Source organism: Lawsonibacter hominis (genome assembly GCF_014287895.1).
In the GTDB taxonomy this organism is placed as follows: Bacteria; Bacillota; Clostridia; order Oscillospirales; family Oscillospiraceae; genus Lawsonibacter_A; species Lawsonibacter_A hominis.
The window spans coordinates 299,668-323,682 of sequence record NZ_JACOPP010000001.1 but is presented as its reverse complement, the minus strand read 5'-3'; the positions used below and the strand labels follow the sequence as shown (position 1 = coordinate 323,682).

At 64.6% G+C, this 24,015-nt stretch carries 23 protein-coding genes; 22 read left to right on the top strand and 1 reads right to left on the bottom strand.

Annotated features, from left to right (window positions below; translation table 11 throughout):
* Positions 1–114: 114 nt before the first annotated feature.
* On the top strand, positions 115–1,137 hold the full coding sequence (locus H8S57_RS01575) for a rod shape-determining protein (RefSeq protein WP_186906314.1): 1,023 nt from the start codon (positions 115–117) through the stop codon (positions 1,135–1,137).
* A 96-nt stretch (positions 1,138–1,233) separates the two neighbouring features.
* Here the strand turns inward: H8S57_RS01575 and murC are convergent, their stop codons facing one another.
* Positions 1,234–2,610 carry a UDP-N-acetylmuramate--L-alanine ligase gene (murC, locus tag H8S57_RS01570; protein WP_186906313.1) on the bottom strand — a complete coding sequence of 459 codons (1,377 nt, stop codon included), beginning with the start codon at positions 2,608–2,610 and terminating at the stop codon, positions 1,234–1,236.
* A gap of 104 nt (positions 2,611–2,714) precedes the next feature.
* Between murC and H8S57_RS01565 the strand changes: the two genes are divergently transcribed.
* The 21 genes from H8S57_RS01565 (at position 2,715) to H8S57_RS01465 (ending at position 23,848) form a co-directional block, all read left to right on the top strand.
* Positions 2,715–3,728: a CCA tRNA nucleotidyltransferase gene (locus H8S57_RS01565; protein WP_186906312.1), complete on the top strand. Its 1,014-nt coding sequence runs from the start codon at positions 2,715–2,717 to the stop codon at positions 3,726–3,728.
* On the top strand, positions 3,709–3,978 hold the full coding sequence (locus H8S57_RS01560) for a DUF1905 domain-containing protein (protein WP_186906311.1): 270 nt from the start codon (positions 3,709–3,711) through the stop codon (positions 3,976–3,978). Before H8S57_RS01565 ends, H8S57_RS01560 begins: the two co-directional genes overlap by 20 nt.
* A 282-nt stretch (positions 3,979–4,260) precedes the next feature.
* On the top strand, positions 4,261–4,542 hold the full coding sequence (locus tag H8S57_RS01555; RefSeq protein ID WP_186906310.1) for a YabP/YqfC family sporulation protein: 282 nt from the start codon (positions 4,261–4,263) through the stop codon (positions 4,540–4,542).
* A gap of 14 nt (positions 4,543–4,556) precedes the next feature.
* Positions 4,557–5,801 (top strand): sporulation protein YqfD, encoded by a 1,245-nt coding sequence (locus H8S57_RS01550; RefSeq protein ID WP_186906309.1) that lies wholly within the window; start codon positions 4,557–4,559, stop codon positions 5,799–5,801.
* A 20-nt stretch (positions 5,802–5,821) separates the two neighbouring features.
* The gene (locus H8S57_RS01545) at positions 5,822–6,784 is read left to right on the top strand and encodes a PhoH family protein (protein WP_186906308.1); all 963 of its coding nucleotides are present in this window, start codon (positions 5,822–5,824) and stop codon (positions 6,782–6,784) included.
* Positions 6,781–7,284, top strand: coding sequence for an rRNA maturation RNase YbeY (gene ybeY, locus H8S57_RS01540; protein WP_186906307.1), 504 nt, complete (start codon positions 6,781–6,783; stop codon positions 7,282–7,284). The genes H8S57_RS01545 and ybeY overlap by 4 nt, the downstream gene beginning before the upstream one ends.
* Before the next feature lie 51 nt (positions 7,285–7,335).
* Positions 7,336–8,229, top strand: coding sequence for a GTPase Era (gene era, locus H8S57_RS01535; protein ID WP_186906306.1), 894 nt, complete (start codon positions 7,336–7,338; stop codon positions 8,227–8,229).
* Between the two features lie 535 nt (positions 8,230–8,764).
* A complete protein-coding gene (gene recO / locus H8S57_RS01530) occupies positions 8,765–9,520 on the top strand; it encodes a DNA repair protein RecO (RefSeq protein ID WP_186906305.1) in 756 nt (251 codons plus the stop codon).
* Between the two features lies 1 nt (position 9,521).
* Positions 9,522–10,391: a PhzF family phenazine biosynthesis protein gene (locus H8S57_RS01525; protein WP_186906304.1), complete on the top strand. Its 870-nt coding sequence runs from the start codon at positions 9,522–9,524 to the stop codon at positions 10,389–10,391.
* 33 nt (positions 10,392–10,424) lie between these two features.
* A complete protein-coding gene (locus H8S57_RS01520) occupies positions 10,425–12,794 on the top strand; it encodes an endonuclease MutS2 (protein WP_186906303.1) in 2,370 nt (789 codons plus the stop codon).
* Positions 12,795–12,927: 133 nt separating this feature from the next.
* Entirely contained in the window at positions 12,928–13,191 is a 264-nt protein-coding gene (locus tag H8S57_RS01515; RefSeq protein ID WP_007495691.1) for an HPr family phosphocarrier protein, read from the top strand.
* 65 nt (positions 13,192–13,256) lie between these two features.
* The gene (locus tag H8S57_RS01510) at positions 13,257–14,099 is read left to right on the top strand and encodes a VanW family protein (RefSeq protein WP_186906302.1); all 843 of its coding nucleotides are present in this window, start codon (positions 13,257–13,259) and stop codon (positions 14,097–14,099) included.
* 71 nt (positions 14,100–14,170) lie between these two features.
* Entirely contained in the window at positions 14,171–16,009 is a 1,839-nt protein-coding gene (gene uvrC / locus H8S57_RS01505) for an excinuclease ABC subunit UvrC (RefSeq protein ID WP_186906301.1), read from the top strand.
* Between the two features lie 14 nt (positions 16,010–16,023).
* The gene (locus H8S57_RS01500) at positions 16,024–17,373 is read left to right on the top strand and encodes a DUF4358 domain-containing protein (protein WP_207723646.1); all 1,350 of its coding nucleotides are present in this window, start codon (positions 16,024–16,026) and stop codon (positions 17,371–17,373) included.
* Between the two features lie 59 nt (positions 17,374–17,432).
* The gene (gene rsmD / locus H8S57_RS01495; RefSeq protein WP_186906299.1) at positions 17,433–17,978 is read left to right on the top strand and encodes a 16S rRNA (guanine(966)-N(2))-methyltransferase RsmD; all 546 of its coding nucleotides are present in this window, start codon (positions 17,433–17,435) and stop codon (positions 17,976–17,978) included.
* Positions 17,979–18,011: 33 nt separating this feature from the next.
* Entirely contained in the window at positions 18,012–18,506 is a 495-nt protein-coding gene (gene coaD, locus H8S57_RS01490) for a pantetheine-phosphate adenylyltransferase (protein ID WP_186906298.1), read from the top strand.
* Positions 18,506–19,021: an ATP synthase subunit B family protein gene (locus H8S57_RS01485; protein WP_186906297.1), complete on the top strand. Its 516-nt coding sequence runs from the start codon at positions 18,506–18,508 to the stop codon at positions 19,019–19,021. Before coaD ends, H8S57_RS01485 begins: the two co-directional genes overlap by 1 nt.
* 323 nt (positions 19,022–19,344) lie before the next feature.
* On the top strand, positions 19,345–19,761 hold the full coding sequence (gene mraZ / locus H8S57_RS01480) for a division/cell wall cluster transcriptional repressor MraZ (protein WP_186906296.1): 417 nt from the start codon (positions 19,345–19,347) through the stop codon (positions 19,759–19,761).
* A 1-nt stretch (position 19,762) separates the two neighbouring features.
* On the top strand, positions 19,763–20,704 hold the full coding sequence (gene rsmH / locus H8S57_RS01475) for a 16S rRNA (cytosine(1402)-N(4))-methyltransferase RsmH (RefSeq protein WP_186906295.1): 942 nt from the start codon (positions 19,763–19,765) through the stop codon (positions 20,702–20,704).
* A 39-nt stretch (positions 20,705–20,743) separates the two neighbouring features.
* Positions 20,744–21,301: a hypothetical protein gene (locus tag H8S57_RS01470; protein ID WP_186906294.1), complete on the top strand. Its 558-nt coding sequence runs from the start codon at positions 20,744–20,746 to the stop codon at positions 21,299–21,301.
* A gap of 150 nt (positions 21,302–21,451) precedes the next feature.
* Positions 21,452–23,848 (top strand): penicillin-binding transpeptidase domain-containing protein, encoded by a 2,397-nt coding sequence (locus tag H8S57_RS01465; protein ID WP_186906293.1) that lies wholly within the window; start codon positions 21,452–21,454, stop codon positions 23,846–23,848.
* Positions 23,849–24,015 lie beyond the last annotated feature (167 nt).

Sequence of the window (24,015 nt, the reverse complement as noted above, 5' to 3'; positions counted from 1 at the left end):
TTTTCGGTAAAATGGCGTTGAAAAACCCCGCGTACAACTGTATAATATAAGGGATTAGCTATGAGATTATGGGATAAAATAAAACAAAAGCTTTCAAGACTTCGAGGTGCAGGTATGTTCAGTAAGGATATTGGCATCGACCTGGGTACGGCGTCCATCCTGGTCTATGTGAAGGGCAGGGGCGTGGTCCTGCGGGAGCCCTCCGTGGTCGCCATCGACAAAAATACGGGCAAGCTGCTCAAGGTGGGCGCCGAGGCCCAGCAGATGCTGGGGCGTACCCCCGGCAATATCGTCGCCATCCGGCCCCTGCGGGAGGGCGTCATCTCCGATTACGACATGACCGAGCGGATGCTCAAGGAGTTTATCCGCAAGGTGACCTCCTTCCGCCTGTTCAAGCCCCGGGTGGTCATCTGCGTGCCCTCCGGCATCACCGAGGTGGAGGAGCGCGCCGTCATTGACGCGGGCATCCAGGCCGGCGCGCGGCGGGTGTACCTCATCGAGGAGCCTGTGGCGGCCGCCATCGGCGCGGGCATCGACATCGCCAAGCCCGATGGTCATATGATCGTGGACATCGGCGGCGGCACCACCGACATCGCCGTCATCTCCCTGTCCGGCATCGTGGAGTCCACCTCCATCAAGATCGCCGGCGACCAGTTTGACGAGGCCATCGTGAAGTACATACGGCGCAAGCACAATGTACTGATCGGTGAGCGCACCGCCGAGGAGCTGAAGATGCAGATCGGCTGCGTGTTCCCCCGGCCGGAGGAGCAGACCCTGGAGATCAAGGGGCGCTGCCTGATGACCGGGCTGCCCCGGGTGTTTACCGTATCCTCCAGCGAGATGATCGAGGCCTTCGAGGAGGTCTCCACCCGCATTCTGGAGGCCATCCACGGCGTGCTGGAGCGCACGCCCCCCGAGCTGGTGGCGGATATCTCCACCAACGGCATCGTCATGACCGGCGGCGGCAGCCTGGTCTGGGGCTTTGACAAGCTGATCGAGTCCCACACCGGCATCGAGACCCATGTGGCCGACGACGCGATCTCCTGCGTGGCCTACGGTACCGGAAAAAGCCTGGAAAACGTCAGCGACATGCAGGACGGCACCATCAATCTCTCCCGGCGCAAACAGATGAACTAGGCGGCCGGCGCCGCCTTCCAGAGGGGGCGCAGTCCTCCTGGTTAGGAAAAGAGGGACCAGCCCGCGGGCTGGTCCCTCCGTTTTACAGCGTTTGTTTCAGATCTCCGGGCCTGTGAGCTCTTCGCCCACGGTGTAGATGTCCCCGGCCCCCACGGTGAGGATCAGATCGCCCGGCCGGGCGAGGGCCTTCAAGTGTTCGGCCAGCTCCGGCAGCGTGGCGAAGTACCGGCTGCCCGGGATCCTGGCCGCCAGATCTTTGGAGGAGATGCCGATCTCGTTGGTCTCCCGGGCGGCAAAGATCTCCGCCAGCAGCGTCAGGTCGGGCTGCTTGAGCACCTCCACGAAGTCGTCGAACAGGGCCTTGGTGCGGGAGTAGGTGTGGGGCTGGAAGGCGCAGATGATCCGCTCATAGCCCAGACGCCCGGCGGTGTCCAGCAGGGCGCGCAGCTCTCCGGGGTGGTGGGCGTAGTCGTCATAGACCTCCGCGCCGTGGTAGGAACCCTTGTGTTCGAAGCGCCGGCCTGCGCCCCGGAAAGCGTTCAGCCCGTCGGCCACGGCCTGAGGCGGCACGGCCAGCGCGATGGCGGCGGCGGCGGCGGCCAGGGCGTTTTTTACGTTGTGCAGTCCCGGCACCCGCAGGGAGACATGGGTAAAGATCTGTTCCCGCCACATCACGTCGAAGCAGGGCAGGCCCTGGTCCCAGACCAGGTTGGCGGCATGTACGTCTCCGTGCTCCAGACCGAAGGTGCGCACGGCGCGCGTTTCTCCTTCCAGCGTGTGCATGGTGTTGGCGTCGTCGGCGTTGGCCACGATCACGCCGCCCTGGGGGACCCGGTCGGCGAAGGCGCGGAAGGAGTGCTCCACATCCTCCAGATCGCGGAAAAAGTCCAGATGGTCGGCCTCAATGTTCAGAATGACCGCCACGGTGGGGTAAAAGGAGAGGAAGGAGTTGCAGTATTCGCAGCTCTCCAGGATGATGGTGTCCCCGCGGCCCACCCGATGGCCCGCGCCCAGCAGGGGCAGGGTGCCGCCGATCATGACGGTGGGGTCCAGCCCGGCGGCCATGATGATGTGGGTGCACATGGAAGTGGTGGTGGTCTTGCCGTGGGTGCCCGAGATGCACAGCGCGTTTTTGTAGCTGCGCATGATGGAGCCCCAGGCCTGGGCGCGTTCAAAGATCGGGATACCCAGGGCGCGGGCCCCGGCGATCTCGGGATTGTCGTCATGTACGGCGGCGGTGCGGACGACCAGGTCCGCACCCTCCACGCTCTTGGCCCAATGGCCGATGGTCACGGGAATGCCCAGAGAGCGCAGATGGGCCACCGCGGCGCTCTCATGCAGGTCGGAGCCGGTAATGATCATCCCCATGCCCTTGAGCACCTCGGCCAGAGGGGACATGGATACCCCGCCGATGCCGACCAGATGGGCCCGGCGGCCGGGAACGATGAAATCATGAATGCTGGTTGCTGCCATAGGGTTTACACGCCCTCTTTTCAAGTTTATAATGGTTACGAATCATATATTATAAACCATTATAGGCGAATAGCAAGAAAAAGATACCAAAAGGCGGTGAAAAAATGAGGAGCTGGCCCATTCCGGCCGGGGTGGCCGCCCTGCTGGATACCCTGCGGGGCGCGGGCTGCGAGGCCCATCCGGTGGGGGGATGCGTGCGCGACCTGCTGTTGGGGAGGACGCCGGGGGATTACGATGTGTGCACCTCCGCCCGGCCGGAGCAGGTCATGGCGCTGTTTCCCCGTACCCTCCCCACGGGCCTGCGCCACGGAACCGTCACCGTCCTGACGGAGAGCGGGGCGGTGGAGGTGACCACCTTCCGGCGGGAGGGCGGCTACGCCGACGGGCGGCGGCCGGACGGGGTGCGCTTTGACGTTGGACTGGCGGAGGATCTCTCCCGCCGGGATTTCACCGTCAACGCCATGGCGCTCTCGCCGGAGGGGGCGGTGATCGATCCCTCCGGCGGGCAGGCGGACCTGGCCCGCCGCCAGATCCGCTGCGTCGGGGACCCCGACCGGCGCTTTGCCGAGGATGCGCTGCGGATGCTGCGGGCGGTGCGCTTTGCCGCCCAGCTGGATTTTACGATCGAGGACGCCACCCTGGCGGCCATGCGCCGGAACGCCGGCCGGACAGCCCGGGTGTCCGGGGAGCGGGTCAAGGCGGAGGTGGAAAAGATTTTGCTCTCCGGCCGCCCGGAGCGGGTGGGGCTGCTGCTGGAGCTGGGGCTGCTGGAGCACCTGTATCCGGTCCGGACGGCCCCGGACCTGTCCGGACTGGGGGCGGCGCAGGCGGCTCCCGGCCCCCGCTGGCGGGCCTTCTGCGCAGCGACCGGATTTCCCATCACCGCTCTGCCCGTATCGCGCGCCCTGCGCCGCTGCGTGCTCCACCCCGAGGCGGAACAGGTGAAACAGCTGGCGCTCTCCGGCGGAGAGCTGGAGAGGCTGGGGCTGGAGGGACCTCAGATCGGCCGCATGCAGCGGCGGCTGGCCCGGTATCTTCTGGAGCATCCGGGGGAAAATGAACGGGAACGGCTGTTGCAGGTGGTCAGGGAGTGGCGGTATGGACGAAACGGTCTATGAATTTGACGCGGTGCTGCAAAAGGTGCCGGAGATCGACGGGGCCTATGTGGAGTTTCCATACGATGTCCGGGCCGTGTTTGGGAAAGGACGGGTCAAGGTGCACGTCACCTTTGACGGGATCCCCTACGACGGGAGCCTGGTGCGCATGGGCACGCCGGCGCACATCGTGGGAGTGCGGAAGGAGATCCGGGCCAAGCTGGGCAAGAAGCCGGGCGACACGGTCCGTGTGACGCTCCGGGAGCGGGCATAGCATGGCTGCGCCCGGCGGCTGAAGCGCGATATCCCGGCCCAGCGTGTCGAACAAGCCTCGCAGCGTTTCGCGCCCGTGCCCAAGCCTGCAGAGCAGGCACGGAAATATCCTTGGGGTGCAGGCGCGAAAGAGGCATCCTTCTCGAAAAAGCGGCGCAGCCACTTTTTTGAGAGCCAGAGGGCGGGACATGGGTCCCGCCCTCGCCGTTGCCGCCGATTTGCCGGGGACAGGCAAGATGGACCGTCCGCCCGCATAGAGATTAGGGACGGGGAGGGCGATGGGATGGAACGGGGCAAGAAGCGGGAAGGGCTGCTGGAGAAGACCGCGGAGGTCTTCGACCTGCCCGGCGACGTAGTGGCGGGGCTGCCCCGCATTGAGATCACCGGAAGCCGGGAGCTGCGCATGGAGAACCACAAGGGCATCCTGGCCTATGGCGCCGACGAGATCCATGTCTCCGGCGGCAAGCTGGTGGTGAAGGTGCATGGAACGGGGCTGGAGCTGCGCTCCATGAACGCCAGCCAGCTGCTCATTACCGGCGACATCCATGGCGTGGATCTGACCTGAGGGGAGGGGACGGCTTGCTGCGCAAGATGATCAACGGCCTGCGGGGGAGCGTCCGCCTGGAGGTCTCCGGCGCGTTTCCGGAGCGGTTTTTGAATCTGTGCGCCCAGAACGGCATGGCCTTCTGGGACGTGGAGTGGCTGGAAGCCACCCGGCTGCGCCTTACCCTGACCCGCGCGGGCGGCCGCGCCGCCCCGGAGCTGGCCGGACGGGTCCTGTGTGAGCTCAGCCGGGTAAAGACCGGAGGCGTGCCTTTTTTTCTGGCGCGGTTCCGGAAGCGGTACGCCCTGCTGGTGGGGCTTTGCCTGTCCCTGACCGCAGTGCTGGTGCTCTCCCGGTTCATCCTGATCATCGATGTGGAGGGAAACGAGACGGTGCCCACCGCCCAGATCCTCTCCGAACTGCGGCGGCAGGGGCTGCGGGTGGGCGTATACGGTCCCGGGCTGGATGAGCGGGATCTGGCCCACGAGGCCCTGCTCCAGCTGCCCGACCTGTCCTGGATGGCCATTAACCTCCACGGTACCAGGGCCCAGGTGCTGGTGCGGGAGGCAGTCAAAAAACCGCCCGCGGAGGACGGGAGCGTCGTGGGGGACGTGGTGGCCGAGTCGGGGGGCATCGTCTCCCACATGGAGGTGCTCTCTGGGGAGGCGGTCTGTCAGGAAGGGGACACCGTGGCGGCGGGAGACGTGCTCATCAGCGGCAGCGTCAAGCTTCCGGGGCCGAAATACGGCGGCGGCGTGGACCTGGGCTGGAGCCAGGTGCGGGCCGCCGGGCGGATATATGCCCGCACCTGGCGCACGCTGACGGCCCAGGTCCCTCTGGAGGCCCAGGTGAAGCAGTATACCGGCTCGGAGGAGACCTGCTGGAGCCTGACATTTTTGGGCGTGCGGACGGTTTTTTCGCGAAACAGTGGAATTTCCTTCCCGGAGTATGATAAAATAAGTCGAGCGTGGACGGCGGCTCTGCCCAGCGGCCGGGAGCTGCCCCTGACGCTGAAGTGTGAGACGGTGCGGGAATATGTGACCGTCCCGGCTCCCATTGACCGCGCGGCGGCGCAGGCCCTGCTGGAGGAGCGGCTGGAACTGGCCCTCCGGGCGGCGCTGGGGGACGGCGAGGCGGTGAGCACGGCGTTTTCCGCCGCCGAACGGGACGGGATGCTGCGGGTGACCCTCCAGGCGGAATGCCGGGAGGAGATCGGGCGGTTCGTCCCGGCGCAGGGGCTGCCGGAGACGGCTGCCCAGGAGCCCCAGCCGGAAGTATAACAGGAAAATGAGGCGTACCAATGATAGAACAGACCATCAGTGTGGAGCGCATGGAGCAGGCGGTGGACCTGTTCGGGTCCTTTGACGAGAACATCAAGATCATCGAGCACGAGCTGGGCGTCAGCGTAGTCAGCCGGGATTCGGAGCTGAAGATCTCCGGAGAGGCGGAAAACGTCCTCTACGGGGTAAAGGCCATCCAGGGGCTGCTGTCCCTGGCGGCCCGGAAGGAGACCATCACCGAACAGAACGTGCGCTATATCATCAACCTGGTCCGGGCGGGAAATGAGGAGCATATCAACGACATCGCCAAGGACGTGCTCTGCGTCACCGCCAAGGGCAAGCCCATCAAGGCCAAGACCCTGGGCCAGAAACGATATGTGGACGCCATCCGAAAGAATACCGTTACCCTGGGGGTGGGGCCGGCGGGGACCGGCAAGACCTATCTGGCGGTGGCCGCCGCGGTGGCCGCCTTTCGGGAAAAGCAGGTCAACCGCATCATTCTCACCCGCCCGGCGGTGGAGGCGGGGGAGCGGCTGGGCTTTCTGCCCGGCGACCTGCAAAGCAAGGTGGACCCTTACCTGCGGCCCTTGTACGACGCGCTCTTCGACATGCTGGGGGCGGAGACCTACAACAAGTATCTGGAGCGCGGCAACATCGAGGTGGCCCCGCTGGCCTATATGCGGGGGCGCACTCTGGACGACTCCTTCATCATCCTGGACGAGGCGCAGAACACCAGCCGGGAGCAGATGAAGATGTTCCTCACCCGTCTGGGCTTCGGCTCCAAGATCGTCATCACCGGCGATATCACCCAGATCGACCTGCCGGCCGATAAGGTCTCGGGCCTCAAAGAGGCCATGCGGGTGCTCCAGAACGTGGAGGACATCGCCATCTGCCGCCTGGGCGAGGCCGACGTGGTGCGCCACGTGATCGTGCAGCGCATCATCAAGGCCTACGAGCAGGACGAGGAGCGGAGGACGAAATGAACCATCAGATCATCATCGAATCGGAGACGGAGGGCGCGGAGGAGTACGCCGCGCTGCTCCAACGGGTCATCCCCGCCGTCCTGGAGGCGGAAGGGGTGGCGTTTGACTGCGAGGTGGACGTGCTGCTTACCGACGACGCCGGCATCCATGCCATCAATTTGCAGCAGCGTGGGGTAGACCGTCCGACCGACGTGCTCTCCTTCCCCATGTTCGAGCTTGCCCCGGGGACGCCGCCCGCGTTGGAAGATGTGGAGGCCGACCCCGGCAGCGGCCTGGTCCCCCTGGGGGACATGGTCCTCTCCCTGGAGCGGGCAAAGGCCCAGGGGGAGGAGTACGGCCACGGCGCCCGGCGGGAGACGGCCTATCTGGCGGTGCACTCGGTGCTGCACCTGCTGGGATATGACCACCTGGATGAGGGGGAGCAGAAGCGCCGGATGCGCGCCCGGGAGGAGACTATCCTGGGCGCACTGGGGATCCCCCGGGAGACGGCGGAGGGGTAAGAAGGCTTGGCCAGGCAGTACAAAATTGCTCAAGAAAGCTGAGGATCACCTATGGACAAGACAAAATCCGGCATGATCGCCATTGTGGGCCGGCCCAATGTGGGCAAGTCCACCCTGACCAACGCCCTGGTGGGCGAGAAGATCGCCATCGTCACCAATAAGCCCCAGACCACCCGCAACCGGATCTGCGCGATCCTGAATCGGGGGGAGAGCCAGTTCGTGTTCCTGGATACGCCGGGGCTGCACCGGGCCCGCACCCGGCTGGGAGAGTATATGGTGGGCGTGGTGCGCCAAAGCGTGGCCGACGTGGACGCGGTGCTGCTGCTGGTGGAGCCCATCGCCAACGTCGGCGCGCCGGAGGAGGAGCTCATCCAGCGCATCAAGGCCCTGGACATGCCCGCCGTACTGGCGGTCAACAAAATTGATACCGTGAAGAAGGACGAGCTGCTGGCCGTGATCCAGACCTATGCCCAGGCGCATGCGTTTGCCGCCATCGTGCCCATTTCCGCCAAGGACGGCGAAGGGGTGGACGAGCTCCTGGAGGTGTTGGAGCGCTTCCTGCCGGAAGGGCCCCGGCTTTTTCCCGAGGATATGATCACCGACCAGCCCGAGCGGCAGGTGTGCGCCGAGATCGTGCGGGAGAAGCTGCTGCTCTGCCTGGACAAGGAGATCCCCCATGGCACCGCTGTGGAGGTGACGAAATTTTCCCAGAGAGAAGACGGCATGATCGACCTGGACGCCACCATTTACTGTGAAAAAAACAGCCACAAGGGGATCATCATCGGCAAGGGCGGCGCCATGCTGAAAAAGATCTCCACCCTGGCGCGGGAGGATATCGAGCGCTTCATGGGCGAGAAGGTCTTCCTTCAGACCTGGGTGAAGGTCAAAGAAAACTGGAGAGACCAGGTGAATTTGCTCAAGAACTTCGGCTACCGGGACGAGTGACGCGCTCCGGCGGACCCAAGCCGGTTTTCTTGCCCGCGGGAGCGGGCCGCGCCCCGGCGCGCCAAGCGTTTGCAGAGCAAACCTTGCCGCAGGGCGGATTCATTCCGCCCGAGGAAGAGAGAATCGGGGCCCCGCGGGACGGGACGTCCCGTGGGCAAACGGGAGAGACCAGGTGAATTTGCTCAAGAACTTCGGCTACCGGGACGAGTAAACGGCAGGAAACCGCCGGGGCCGACGTTCCGGTAAGCGGATGGGACGGGCGGGCCATCAAATTTTACCGCTCATAAAGCCCGCCGCCGGGGCCAACCTAACAGATGGAAAAGGGGGGCTGCGGTATGGACAGTCAAGCGTTTTGGCGGTTTTTCCTGGAGACCGGCCTGCCTGAGGCGTACAGCCTCTACTGCCGGCTGAAGGCGGAGGAGGCCGCGGCGCGGACGGTGAAAACGGCCTGATCCGGGCGGGCGTTCGGGCCCGCCTACATAGGGCCGGCCCAGACGACGGCCGGATACGCGCTTCGGCAAACGGGGGAAGGGTTATGCACATCAATACCCAGGGCCTGGTGCTCCGGGAGGTCAACTACAAGGAGGCGGACAAGATCTTGACGGTGCTTACCGCCGAGGGCGGCAAACGCACCGTCAAGGCCCGGGGCTGCCGAAGGAAGGGGAGCCGCCTGGCGGCCTGTGCCCAGCTGCTGGTGTACTCCGAAATGACCTTGTTCGAGTATCGGGACTACTATACCCTCAACGAGGCGGAATCCCTCCAACAGTTCTGGGGCGTGAAAGCCGACGTGGAAAAGCTGGCCCTGGGGTCCTACTGTGCGCAGGTGCTGGAAGCGGTGGCGGAGGAGGGGCGGAGCGATCCGGAGCTGTTGTCCCTGATCCTGAACACCCTCTACGCGCTGGACAAGCTGAACAAGCCGCAGGCGCTGGTGAAGGCCGCCTTTGAGCTCAGGCTGATGTGTCTGGCGGGATATGAACCGCTGCTGGACGCCTGCGCCGTCTGCGGCGTGCCTGCGCCGGAGCAGCCCCAGCTGAGCCTGTCCGAAGGGGTGCTCTGCTGCGGGCGCTGCCGGGCCGGGGCGGGGGACGGGCCCTTTCTGCCGCTGGAGGGCGGCACGCTGGAGGCGATGCGGCACATCGTCTACGGCGACCCAAAGCGGCTGTTTTCCGTTCCGGCGGACGGGGCGGCTCTCGCCTGTCTGGCGGAGGTGTGCGAGCGTTTTTTGACCGGCCAGCTGGACCGGGGCTTCCAGACGCTGGACTTTTATAAACAACTGAAAGCGGGGATGTAATGTGGAACTGTACATAGCCGACGCCTTTACCGCCACGCGCTTTTGCGGCAATCAGGCCGGGGTGGCCCTGCTGGGGCGGGAGCCCTTCCCGGAGGAAGGCTTCCTGCGGGCTCTGGCGGGGGAACTCAAGCACTCGGAGACCGCCTTCGTGCGGCAGACCGGGGAGCGCTCCTTCCACATCCGCTACTTTACCCCGGCGGAGGAGGTGGACCTGTGCGGCCACGCCACCATCGCGGCGTTCACCGTCCTGCGGGAAACCGGGGGCGTCCGCCCCGGCGCGTGCACGCTGACCACCCGCTCCGGCGTGCTGGAGATCGGGGTGGAGCAAAACGCCGTGTGGATGGACATGGCGCCGCCGGCGCAGGGGAGGACCTTCTCCGCGGAAGAACAGGCCGAACTGTATGCCGCGTACGGCCTGACGCTGGCCGACCGTCCGGCGCAGCTGGAGGCACAGGCGGTCAGCACCGGGCTTATGGATATCCTGCTGCCGGTGAAGGACGGGGCGGCCCTGGGGCGGGCCGTGCAGGACGAACGGACCGTCACGGCGCTGTCCCGGCGCTACGGCGTGGTGGGCGTGCACATGTTCTGCCTGGGGGACGCGCCGGGCGTGACCGCCCGCTGCCGCAACTTTGCCCCCCTTTATGCCATCCCGGAGGAGGCGGCCACCGGCACCTCCAACGGCGCGCTGACCGATTACCTGTACCGCCGGGGGCTGGTGTGTCCCGGCGGCGAGAACCGGTTCCTCCAGGGCGAGGCGATGGGCAAGCCCTCGGAGATCTTGAGCCGCCTGACGGACACGGACGGGAAGGTCCGCGTCCGTGTAGGCGGCCGGGCGGTCCTCTCCCTGCGGTGTGCGCTGTTGGGGGAGTGAGCCCGCCGATCCTGTCAGTTTGGAGAATCACCTATGACCGATTTGTTTGAAAAATCCATTCATACCCTGGAGCTGCCCCGGGTGCTGGAGCTGCTGGCGGACCAGGCGGTGACCGAGGAGGGCAAGCAGCGCTGTCTGGCGCTGCGGCCCATGACCGACGCCGGCGACGTGCGCCGCGCCCAGGCCGAGACCACGGCCGCCGTGACGATGATGACGGTGCGGGGCACCCCTTCTTTTTCCGGCGTCAAGCCGGTGCGCGCCTCCCTTCAGCGCGCCGACATGGGGGGGAGCCTGAATACCCGGGAGCTGTTGGAGATCGCGGCGGTGCTGCGCGCGGCGCGCTCCGCAAAGGACTACGGCGAGGGCGGCGAGGGTGCGAAAAGCTGTATCGACCACCTGTTCCGCTCCCTGACGGCAAACCGTTTCCTGGAGGAGAAGATCACCGGCTCCATCCTGGGGGAGGAGGAGATCGCCGACGCGGCCAGCCCGGAGCTGGCCGCCATCCGGCGGCATATCCGTTCCACCGCCTCCAAGGTGCGGGACATCCTGAACCGGCTGCTCTCCTCCAATCAGGCCAAATACCTTCAGGAGGCCATCATCACCCAGCGCAACGACCGCTTTGTGGTACCGGTGAAATCGGAGCACAAAAACGATGTGCCCGGCCTGGTCCACGACGTATCCTCCTCCGGTTCCACCTTTTTCATCGAGCCCATGGGCGTGGTGAAGGCCAATAACGAGCTGAAGGAGCTCCAGGCGCGGGAGGAAAAGGAGATCGAGCGCATCCTGGCGGAGCTCTCCGCGGAGTGCGCCGCTCACAAGGAGGATCTTGCCCAGGACTATGACCTGCTGCTGCTCCTGGACGGCATTTTTGCCCGCGCCAAACTGTCCTACCGGATGCGGGCCTGCGAGCCGAAGATCACGGAACGGGGCGTCTATCTGCACCGCGCCCGCCACCCGCTGCTGGACGCGGACAAGGCGGTGGCAAACGACCTGATGCTGGGGGAGACGTTCGACACTCTGGTGATCACCGGCCCGAATACCGGCGGCAAGACGGTGACCCTCAAGACCATCGGGCTTTTGGTCCTGATGGCCCAGTGCGGGCTGCACATCCCGGTCTCCGGCGACAGCCGGGTGCGGGTGTTTCAGCGGGTGCTGGCCGACGTGGGGGACGAGCAGTCCATCGCCCAGAGCCTGTCCACCTTCTCTTCCCATATGGTCAATATCGTGGGCATCCTGCAGCAGGCGGACGACGAGACCCTGATCCTCTTCGACGAGCTGGGAGCGGGCACCGATCCGGTCGAAGGCGCGGCGCTGGCTGCCGCCATCATCGAGAGCGCCCGGGCGCTGGGCGCCCTGGTGGCCGCCACCACCCACTATGCCGAACTGAAGGTATACGCCATGACCACGCCCGGCGTGGAAAACGCCTCCTGCGAATTCAATGTGGAGACGCTGGAGCCCACCTACCGGCTGCTGATCGGGATCCCCGGCAAATCCAACGCGTTTGCCATCTCGGAGCGGCTGGGCCTGCCGCGTGAGGTCATCCAGAAGGCCGCCCAGCGGGTCGATGCGGAGAACGTGCGCTTTGAAGATGTGCTCACACAGCTGGACGAACAGCGCCAGCAGATGGAGCGCGAGAAGGACGAGGCCCGGCGGCTGCGGCGGGAGATGGAGGAATCCTCCAGGACCATCCGGGAGTACCGGGCCAAGCTGGAGGCCGAGCGGGCCAGGGCCGTGGAAAAGGCCCAGGCGGAGGCCCGCGCCATCCTGGACGAGGCCCGCGGCACGGCCGACCAGGTGTTTCAGCAGCTCAACGAAATGCGCCGCCGCCAGCGGAAAGAGGAAGACTGGCAGGCTGTCAACGACGAGCGCTCCGCCCTGCGCCGCCGACTCAACGAGGCGGAGGGAAAGCTGGGCCGGCGGCCCGAGGAGCCCGCGCCGCCCCCCACCCGTCCGGCCCGGGCTGGAGATACGGTGGAGCTGGTGAAGATGGGGACCCAGGCCGCGGTGCTCGCCGTGAATAAGGACGGCTCCCTGCAGCTGCAGGCGGGGATCTTGAACATCACGGCCAAGCAGGATGAGGTGCGGGTCGTGGAGGGCGAGACCCGGAAGCAGGCCCAAAAGCTGATCCAGCGGGCGGAGCACAAGCTGCGCACCCTGGGGGCCTCTCCGGAGGTGGATCTGCGGGGCATGATGACCGACGAGGCCGTCGGCGCGCTGGATCTGTTCCTGGACAACGCGGTGCTGGGCAAACTGAATGAGGTGCGCATCATCCACGGCAAGGGCACCGGCGCGGTGCGAAAGGCCGTGCGGGAGCACCTCAAGCGCAGCCGCTACGTCAAATCCTTCCGTCCCGGCCGCTACGGAGAGGGCGAGGACGGCGTGACGATTGCGGAGCTGAAGTAAAGAGCCTGTATTGGTTCCCCGTCAATAAAAACAGTTTCGACTGCGTAATTTGTGCATTTTGTCATTGACGGTTTGGGACAAATTTGCTATTCTATACGTGAAGTATGCTTAACGCATCTTGGGGGGAAACGCTATGTATATGAAAGAGGCAGTCGTGAACAACCAGGTCGGCCTGCATGCAAGACCGGCTACGTTCTTCATCCAGAAGGCCAACGAGTTTAAGAGCTCTATTTGGGTGGAGAAGGACGAGCGCAGAGTCAACGCAAAGAGCCTGCTGGGCGTCCTTTCCCTGGGCATTGTGAAGGGCACGTCCATCAACCTCATTGCCGACGGCCCCGACGAGAAAGAGGCGGTGGAAGCGCTCATCGAGCTGATCTCCTCCAACTTCTCGGAGTAAGCACCGAGCGAGAGAAAAAAGCGCCGCAATGCGGCGCTTTTTTTGATAATAAGGGGGGGCTTTTCATGCGTGCCGTCATCGTACAGGAGCCGCGCCGCCGCAGCGCCCTGCGTATGCGGCTGGGGACGGCCTTCTTCTGCCTGCGCCGCCGCCTGCGATGGCACACGGGCGGGTTGCGCTTCGCCAGGCTCCGGCCGGAGGCGGAGTGCCCCTGTCTCTGGGCGGAGCACAGCACCCCGCTGCTGCGGCAGCTGCGGGGGGAGGAGATGGCCCTCCAGCGCAATAAGGTGACCAATCTGCGCCTGGCCCTGTCCCGGCTGGACGGACTCACCCTGGCGCCAGGGGAGACCCTGTCCTTCTGGCGGGCGGTGGGCAAGCCCACCCGGCGGAAGGGCTATGTGGAGGGGATGCTCCTGCGCAACGGCCGGGTGGCCGCCGGGATCGGTGGCGGATTGTGCCAGATGACCAATCTGCTCTACTGGATGACCCTCCATACCCCGCTGACGGTGACCGAGCGGTGGCGGCACGGCTACGACGTGTTCCCCGACTCCGGCCGCACCCAGCCCTTTGGCAGCGGGGCCACCTGCTTTTATAACTACATGGACCTGATGGTGCGCAACGACACCGAGCACACCTGGCGGCTCACCCTCCGCCTCACTGAAACCCACCTGGAGGGGGAGTGGCGGGCCGGCGCCCCCTGCGACCGCCGGTATGAGGTGTACGAAAAGGAGCACTATATCCAGGGGGAGTACTGGGGCGGCTTTACCCGGCACAATACCCTATACCGCCGGACCTTCGACCTGGAGGGGACGCTGCTGGGGGACGACTTCCTCATCGAGAACCACGCCATCATGATGTACGACCCCATGCTGCCCGGGAACAGCCCGGAGTCCCTGCCCGCCTCATAGGGGCGGCAGGGCATACGGAGTCCAGCAGAAAGGAGGGCCGGGCCGATGCAGGCATCGGCCCCTGCCATCATATGACCTTCGACGAGTTGAAAGAAAAAGCCCATGCCCTGCCGCTGAAGCCGGGCGTATATATCATGCAGGACGCCAAGAACGAGGTCATCTATGTGGGCAAGGCCAAGGCGCTGAAGAACCGGGTGAGCCAATATTTTGCCAACCTGGCCTCTCACACGGAGAAGACCCGGGCCATGGTCGGCCAGATCGACCACTTCGACGTGATCGTGGCCGATTCGGAATTTGAGGCGCTGATACTGGAAAATTCCCTGATCAAGCGCCACCAGCCCCGCTACAACATCCTGCTGAAGGACGACAAGGGCTATCCGTATATCCGCCTGACGGTGAAAGAGGATTACCCCAAATTCTCGCTGGCCAACCGCCCGGCGGAGGACGGGGCGCGCTATTTTGGGCCGTATGGCAGCCGGGGCGCCACCCAGGGCATCATCGACGCGCTGCGGCTGGCCCTGCGGCTGCCCTCCTGCCATAAGAAGTTCCCGCGGGACATCGGCAGGGAGCGCCCCTGCCTGAACTACCATATGGGCCAGTGCGACGGTTACTGCCGCCCCGGCGTGGACCAGGGACGTTACCGGGAGGCGATGGATCAGGCCGTGCGCCTGCTGGAGGGGAAATTTCAGGAGGTGGGCGAGGAGCTCCAGACGGAGATGGCCCGCGCGGCGGAGGAGCTGCGCTTTGAGAAGGCCGCCGAGCTGCGGGACCGCTACCGTGCCATCGAACTTTTGAGCAAGCGGCAGAAGGTGGTGGCCGCGTCCCTGGCGGATACCGACGTAGTGGGATTCCACCGGGGGGAGGCTACCCGCAGCTGCTTCGTGGTGCTCCACTACGTCGACGGGGAGCTGGCCGCCAAGGACTGGGACCTGATCGACACCCCGATGGAGGAGGACACCTCGGACGTCGTCTCCGCCCTGGTACGGCAGTATTACGGCTCCAGGGGGCGGCTGCCCGGGCAGATCCTGCTGCCCTGTGAGCTGGAGGACGAGGCGCCGCTGACCCGGATGCTCTCCGAACAGGCGGGCTGCCGGGTGAGCCTGGTCACCCCGCAGCGGGGGGCAAAGATGGACCTGATCCGCCTGGCCAACAAAAACGCCGCGGAAGAGGTGGAGCGCTGGACCAGCCGGGAGGAGCGGCAGAATAAGCTTCTGGAGCTGCTGGGGCGCATGCTGGATCTGGAGGGCGCGCCCCGCCGCATGGAGTCCTACGACATCTCCAACCAGGGCGCGGACGATATCGTGGCCTCCATGGTGGTATACGTCGACGGCAAGCCCCTTAAGCGGGACTACCGGCAGTTCAAGCTCAAGGATATGGCCGGACCCGACGACTATGCCGCGATGGAGCAGGTGCTGACGCGGCGCTTCCAGCGCTATTTGGACGGGGATGAAAAATTTGCCGGCCGGCCCGACCTGCTGCTGATCGACGGCGGGGAAAACCATGCGCGCGTGGCGGTGCGGGTGCTGGAGACGCTGGGGCTTTCCATCCCGGTCTTCGGCATGGTGAAGGACGACCGGCACCGTACCCGGGCGCTGGTGACGCCGGACGGACGGGAGATCGGCATCCAGGGCAATCAGGCCGTCTTTTCCCTCATTGGTCAGATCCAGGAGGAGACGCACCGCTTCGCCATCGAATTCCACCGCCAGCAGCAGGCCCGGCGGGTGCGCTCCTCCGTGCTGGATCAGATCCCCGGCGTGGGGGAAAAGCGCCGGGCCCAGCTGCTGAAGCACTTCAAGAGCGTCAAAAACATCCGGGCGGCCTCCCGCGAACAGCTGGAGGGCGTGGTGCCGAAGAATACCGCGAAGGCGGTATACGACTATTTTCAGACAGACGGAAAGGCGCGGCCATGAGAGCAAAAATCTTATTGACGATCGCGCTGCTGGCGCTGCTGTGTGCCTGCGGCGGCGGGACGGACGCGGCGCCCGCGAGCGGTGTGGACGCCGCCCAGGTGGCCCGGAGCGTGCTGGACAGCCAGACGGACGCCGGAGGGCTGTCGGAGCAGAGCGGGGAGGACCTGGCGTTTTACCTGACCGGGCTGTACGGGCTGGAGGAGGGGAGCTGGAGCGACGCGGCGGTCTATGCCGCCTCCGGCGTGGACGCCCGGGAGATCGCGGTGCTTTGCCCGGCGGCGGAGGACGGGCTGGAGGGGCTGTGCGCCGCGCTGGAGGCATACCGCCGGACGCGGGCGGGAGATTTTTTCGGCTATGCGCCCGCCCAGTCCGCCCTGCTGGAAAACGCCGCGGTGGTCACCGGCGGAGGCTATGCGGCCCTGCTGGTCTGTCAGGATCTGCAGGCGGCCAAGGACGCCTTTGCCGCCTGCATCGAGGAAGCGGCGGTCCCCGTGATCGCCCCGGCGGACGTGCCGCAGGAGCCTGCGCAGAGCGCCTCGGAGCCGGAAACGCCCCGGGAAGCGGAGAACGCCCCCGCGCCGTCCGCGGCAGCTTCGGATGCGCCGCAGCACGCCGCGGGTGGTACCGCCCCGCCCTCCGCCCCGGCGTCACCCGCGCAGACCGCAGCGCCTACGGCCACACCGGTCCCGGTCCTCAACCCGGACCTGGATATCAGCGGCTTTGTCCCCTTTGACCCGCCCAATGAGCACGATATGAGCCTTTACGACACCGCGGCCATCCAAGCGGCCTGGACCGGCGGGGACGCGAGCGGCCTGAGCGAAAAGGACGCGGCGGTCCTGGAGCGCTGCCGGGAGATCTTCGCATCATGCATCACCGACGGCATGACCGCGTTTGAGCGGGAGCTGGCCCTCCACGATTATCTGGTGGCGTGGGGGGAATATGACCAGACCGTCTACGATGCCCGGACCCCTCAGGGGCGGGCGGATAACACCAATCCCTACGGTATGCTGACGGGGGGATACGGCATCTGTCTGGGCTACGCCACCACCTTTCAGCTGCTGATGGACCTGGCGGAGGTAGAGTGCATCACCGTGGTGGGCGCGTCCTCCGATTCCACCGGGGATCATGCCTGGAATATGGTGCGCCTGGAAGGGGAATGGTATTGTGTGGACCCCACCTGGGACGATCCTTCGGGGGACTACACCGGGGTGGATCCGAGCTGGATGACCCGGATGAACCACCGCTATTTCAACGTGACCAGCGACCACATGCGCCGTACCAACCACCAGTGGGATTACCGGAACGTGCCGGAAGCCGTTTCCATCCGCTTTTTCTGGGATGGGACGGGCGAACTGCCCCATTAGGCCCAGGGAAACGGGAAGGGGCTGCGCCGGCAGACACCAAAATCGAAAGGAAGATCGCCATGCGCGTCATTACCGGCACGGCCAGAGGCCGGAGGCTGAAAGAGCTGCCCGGTCTGGAGACCCGGCCGACCACCGATAAGGTAAAGGAATCCATGTTCAATATCATCCAGTTCGACATCGAGGGACGGACCGTGCTGGATCTGTTCAGCGGCACCGGACAGCTGGGCATCGAGGCGCTGTCCCGGGGCGCGGAGCGCTGTACCTTTGTGGACCTGCGGAAGGATGCGGTGGCGGTGATCCGGGAGAATCTGGCCCATTGCAGGATGGAGGAGCGGGCAACGGTGATCCAGGGGGATTCCCTGGCCTTTCTCAGCGGCTGCCGGGAGCGCTTCGACCTGGTCTTTCTGGACCCGCCCTACCGGACCGGACTGCTGGAAAAGGCGCTGGAGACCATCGCCAAGATTGACATCGTCACCGGAAATGGTATAATAGTCTGCGAAAGTCCAGCGGAAAGCGTCCTGCCGGAGGGGACCGCCCCCTATGAGAAGGGCAGGGAGTACCGCTACGGCAAGATCAAAATCACCCTGTACCGCCGCACCGTGTAAGAGACGCGGCGCGCTACACGAGGATGTGGATGTGTGAAGACCGCCATTTATCCAGGCAGCTTTGACCCCATCACCCTGGGGCACCTGAATATCATCAAACGGGCCGCCGTATGCTTTGACAAGCTCATTGTCTGCGTGCTCATCAATTCGGATAAGCACGGCGGCCTGTTCACCCCGGAGGAGCGGGCCGACCTGATCCGGCGGGTGGTGGCCAAGCTGCCCAACGTGGAGGTGGACTGCTCGGCTACGCTGCTGGCCGAGTACGCCCGGCAGAAAAAGGCCTGTACGCTGGTGAAGGGCCTGCGGGCCGTGTCGGACTATGAAAACGAGCTCCAGATGGCCCTCATCAACCGCAAGCTCAACCCCCGCCTGGAGACCATGTTTCTGCCCTCCAGTGCGAAATATACTTATGTAAGCTCCAGCGTGGTCAAGGAGATGGCCCGCTATGGGGCGGACCTGAGCGATTTTGTGCCCAGGGAGATCATTGACGACGTAAACGCAAAAATGAAAAGCAGGAGGGATGGCTGATGGCTACCGGAGTAGACGAATTGCTGGATATGCTCTTTGAGATGATCGACGAGGCCAAGAGCCTGCCCCTCTCCAGCGACAAATGCATCGTGGAGCGGGACAAGGCTCTGGACCTGCTGGATGAGATCCGGGCCCAGTTCCCCATGGAACTGGCCGAGGCGAAAAAGCTCATTGCCGCCCGGACGGAGTACATCGCCTCCGCCAAGCGGGAAGCGGAGCTCATCCGCAAGCAGGCGGAGGACCAGGCCAAGCAGATGCTCGCACAGGACGAGCTGATGGCCCAGGCCAAGCAGAAGGGCAATGAGATGATCCGCACGGCGGAGGAGCGCAGCCGGGAGCTGCGCCGTGCAGCCAACGAGTATTGCGAGGACGTGATGCGCCGGGTGGAGGAGGCGCTCTCTGAGGCCCACGGCGAGGTGCAGCGCTCCCGCACCAAGTTCCGCGCCCTGGCCAGCGGCGCCGCCGCGCAGGGCGGGAGCCGCCAGCCCTATGACGCGGAAGCGGAAGGACACTGAATAGAGTCACAAAAAGAAACATCCCTTGCGCACAAGCGCAAGGGATGTTTCTTTTTGAATTGGATTACAAGATATAGTATAAGTCAAAACGATACATACCAGATTTGGAAACGGAAGAAGCGCTGAGCGGCAAAACCAAAATCGAACAGATGTTTTTGGTGCGGAAAAGAAAGAAATTCCATTGAAAAAAGCAGGGTTTTGACGCAAAAAAAGAAGCAAAAAACTATTGCAATTCCGCGGACAAGCCTTTATACTGAAGATGATAGTGGGGCAAAGTGGAGTGAAAAACCGGAATTGAGAAGTAAAGTGGGGGGAGTGGGCACGTGACCGGCACCTATGAGCACAGCATCGACGCCAAGGGCCGTCTGTTCATTCCCGCCAAGCTTCGGGAAGAACTGGGGGCGGTGTTCTACCTGGCCATGGGCGTGGACGCGTGCCTGGCCATCTATCCCCAGGCGACCTGGGACCGCTTTACGGAAAAGTTTGCCTCACTGCCCATGAGCCAATCCAAGGCCATGCGCCCCCTCTTTGCCAACGCCGCCCGGTGCGAGCTGGACAACCAGGGGCGTATCGTCATCCCACAGAAGCTGCGCAGGTATGCCGGTCTGGAAAAGGATGCCGTGATCATCGGCGTCCATGACCGGGCGGAAATCTGGAGCGCGGATGCCTGGCAGGCCCAGGAGGAGGAAGAGATGACGCCGGAAAAGATGTCGGCCTGTATGGAGGCGCTTGGATTCTGATATGAACGAGCAGGAATTTGTCCACCGTCCGGTGCTGCTGGACGAGTGCATCGACGCGCTGGCCATCCGGCCGGACGGGATCTATCTGGACGGTACGCTGGGGCGGGCGGGCCACTCCCGTGAGATCGCCCGGCGGCTCACCACCGGGCGGCTCATCTGTGTGGACCGGGACCAGGCGGCCTTGGATGCCGCGGCGGACAAGCTGGGGGAGCAGATGGAGCGCGTGACCCTGGTCCACAGCAATTTCGACCGCCTGGATGAGATCCTGGATACGCTGGGGATCGGCGGCGTGAACGGCATGCTGTTTGACCTGGGGGTGTCCTCTCCTCAGTTGGACGACCCGGCCCGGGGCTTTTCTTACATGCAGGACGCGCCGCTGGACATGCGCATGGATCGGACCGATACCCTGACGGCCCGGACGGTAGTGAATGAGTGGCCCCAGGAGGAGCTGCGGCGCATCCTCTACCAGTACGGAGAGGAGCGGTATGCCCCCGCCATCGCGGCGGCTATCGTCCGGGCCAGGGACCAAAAGACGATCGAGACCACGCTGGAGTTGGTGGATGTGATCCGCTGCGCCATGCCGCCCGCCGCCCTGCGGGAAAAGCAGCACCCCGCCAAGCGGACGTTCCAGGCCGTCCGGATCGCCGTCAACGACGAGCTGGCCGCCGTGGACCGGATGGTCGGCGCGGCGGTGCCGCGGCTTGTTTCCGGAGGGCGCCTGGCGGTGATCTCCTTCCACTCGCTGGAGGACCGTATCGTTAAAAACGCGCTGGCGGCTTTTGCAAAAGGCTGTACCTGCCCGCCGGATTTTCCCGTCTGCGTGTGCGGAAAGAAGCCCAGCGTCCGGCTGGTGCACAAAAAGCCCATCGTCTCCGGAGCACGTGAGCTGGAGGAAAACCCGAGAGCCCGCAGCGCCAAGCTGCGGGTGGCAGAGAAATTGTGAGATCCCCTTTTGGGATGAGAGATTGGAGTGGACCTGGCTATGGCAACTGCGGCCAAACGGCGCAACCGATATCGGACTTATGAGGGCGTCTCCTACACGTCTTACGACGGCTCAGCCGCCCGTCAGCTGGAGCAGGGCGCCGAGATCCTCCAGCCCCGCCCGCTGGTGCGGCCCCGGGAGCGGGCCGTGGCCCGGCCCCGGGTGCAGGTGCGGCAGGCCGGCAGCGTCTCCCTGTTTGCGGTGGCGGGCTTTCTGGCGGTCGGCGTGTTCGCGGTGCTGCTGCTGATGAGCTACGTACAGCTCAACACCATCGCCGAGCAGGTCGTCTCCCTGCGCAGTGAAATGAGCGCCCTCCAGTCGGAGGAGGCCAAGCTGCGGGCCCAGTATGAGCTGTCTTACGACCTGTCTGAGATCGAGCAGTCGCTCACCGCGGACGGCAGTATGGTCAAGCCTCAGAATGGCCAGGTCATCTACGTGGATCTGTCCGAGCCGGACGCCGTGACCTTCTATGACCGGGAGGAGCCGCTCTCCGGCCTGCGGGGCGCGTTTGAGAGCGTAAAATCCATCTGCGGAGAGATCGTGGAATATTTCCAGTAAAACCAGCCATATACTGATTTGCAGACCCCCATACAATACAGAACGGGCTGCCGGCGGCGGCCTTCCAGAGAAGAGGGCGTAAGAAAAGGAATTTTCTTACGCCCTCCTGCGGTATCCAAAGACGTCCGACCAAGACAGGAGGCAGGCACGATGGCGCCCAGAAGAAGAAAAAGCAGAATGGTACCTCAGCAGCCTGACCGGCGGGCCAACCGGACGATCCTGCTGCGCACCCTGTTTCTGATGCTGGTCTGCGGCGTATGCGCTTTTGTTCCGTTGTTCGTCAAGCTTTATCAGATCCAGATCGTGGAGCACGAGAAGTATGAGCAGCTTGCCATCGACCAGCAGACCCGGGATTCCACCGTCTCCGCCAGCCGGGGCACCATCTATGACAGCAAGGGCACGCCGCTTGCCATGAGCTATACGGTGTATAATATCCAGCTCTCTCCGCGGGATATCGTCAAGCTGCAGGACGCCTATCAGGAGGCGGTGGAGACGGCCCGGGAAAAAGGGAAGGAGGCTCCGGACTACCCGGAGCCGACCAATCAATTCATCGCGGAGGGCCTGTCGGAGATCCTGGATCTGGACGTGGCGGATATCATCAAGCGGCTGGAAAAAGTCAATTCCGCTTATGAGATCGTCAAATGGCGTGTGGAGGAGGAGGAGAGCGACGCGGTACGGGAGTTCATCACCCAAAATCACCTGTCCGGCGGCATTTTCGTTATGCCTACCACGAAGCGGTACTATCCCAAAGGTTCCCTGGCGGCCCAGGTCATCGGCTGGGTCAACTACAACAGCGACGGCAAAGGCGCTTACGGCATGGAGGCCGTCTATGAGGAGCAGCTGGCCGGGCAGACCGGCCGGGTGGTCACCGCCAAAAACGGGAAGGGCACCGAGATGCTCTACCGTTTTGAGGAATACTACGATGCCACCAACGGCAACGACCTGAAGCTGACCATCGACGCCACCATCCAGTCCTACTGCGAACGCATCCTGGCCAAGGGCGTGGAGACCTTTGAAGTGCGGGACGGCGGCTTCGCCATCGCCATGGATCCCAACACCGGCGCCATTCTGGCCTGGGCCAACTCCCCAACCTATGATCTGAACAGCCCCTGGACGGTGACCGATCCGGTGTTGGCGGAGTATCTGGAGAAGGTGGAAAACGATCCCGGCTCCAGCGACCAGGCCTATCTGGAGGCCCTGGGGCAGGTGCAGAACCAGCAGTGGCGCAACAAGGCCATCGTGGACACCTATGAGCCGGGCTCCACATTCAAAGCCATGGTGCTGGCCGCCGCGCTGGAGGAGGGGGTGGTCACCGAGAGCGACCATTTCTACTGTTCCGGCGTGGCGACGGTCGCGGACCGTAAAATCCGCTGCTCCAAGCGGGAGGGGCACGGGGACCAGGACCTGGCCACCGCGGTGGGCAACTCCTGCAACCCCGCCTTCATCGCCATCGGCCAGCGGCTGGGCGCGGAGAAGTTCTACGACTATCTGGAGAACTTCGGCATGATCGGCAAGACCGGCATCGACATGCAGGGCGAGGCCGACAACTCCAAGGGCGGCCTGGTATGGGACCGGGACTTTTTTACCGGCGTCTACGGCGAGACCTCTCTGGCCACCGCCTCGTTTGGCCAGCGCTTTAAGGTCACCCCCATCCAGCTGATCACCGCCGCCTCCGCCGTGGTCAACGGCGGGCACCTGATGCAGCCCTATGTGGTTTCGGACGTGACCGACTCGGATGGGAACATCATCAGCCATACCGACCCCACGGAGGTCCGGCAGGTGGTCAGCGCGCAGACCAGCGAGCGCTGCCGCACCATCCTGGAAAAGGTGGTGGACGGCGGCACCGGCAAGAACGCCCGGGTAGAGGGCTACCGCATCGGCGGCAAGACCGGCTCCTCCGAGACCGGCGAGGACGACCACACCATCGTCTCCTTCCTGGGCTTCGCCCCGGCCGACGACCCGCAGGTCATTATCCTTTTGGCCTACGACAACCCCAAACCGGTCTCCGCCGGCAGCAACTATACCGCCGGCGGCTGGTACATCAGCGGCGGCAACATGGCGGCCATTATGGCGGGAGAGCTGCTGGAGGATATTCTGGATTATCTGGGCGTGGAGAAGACGTATTCCGCTCAGGCGGACACGCTGGTGCCCAATCTGACCGGCCTGAACCTGGCCGACGCCACCAGCCGTCTGAAAAACGCCAACCTGACCGTACGCACCGTGGGCGGCGGGGATACCGTCACCGGACAGATCCCGGCCTCCGGCGCGTCCATCCCCGGCGGCAGCCAGGTGGTGGTCTATCTGGGCGAGAGCGTCCCCACCGATCCCGTGGAGGTGCCCAATGTGACGGGCAAGACCGCGGAGGCCGCCCGGCAGGCGCTGGAGAATGCGGGGCTCTATATGAAGGCCACCGGCGCCACGGACTACGGCTCCAGCACCGTGGCCCTCAGCCAGTCCATCGAGGCGGGCACCCTGGTAGATCGGGGTACCGCCGTGGAGGTACAGTTTATCGACAATTCCGGCGGCGGCGCCGGGTGGGGATTCTAAGGCGCGTCGACTTTCTGCGGAAAATCTCTGCCGCTGCGCGGCAGGGTACGCGCCTTCCCGGGGGGACCGGGTCCCACCGGATACGCGCCCGAGGGGCGCGATGCCCTCTCCGCGCTCCGAGGGGATGGGCGGACGGGGGGAAATGGTCTACTTTGCGACAACGAGAG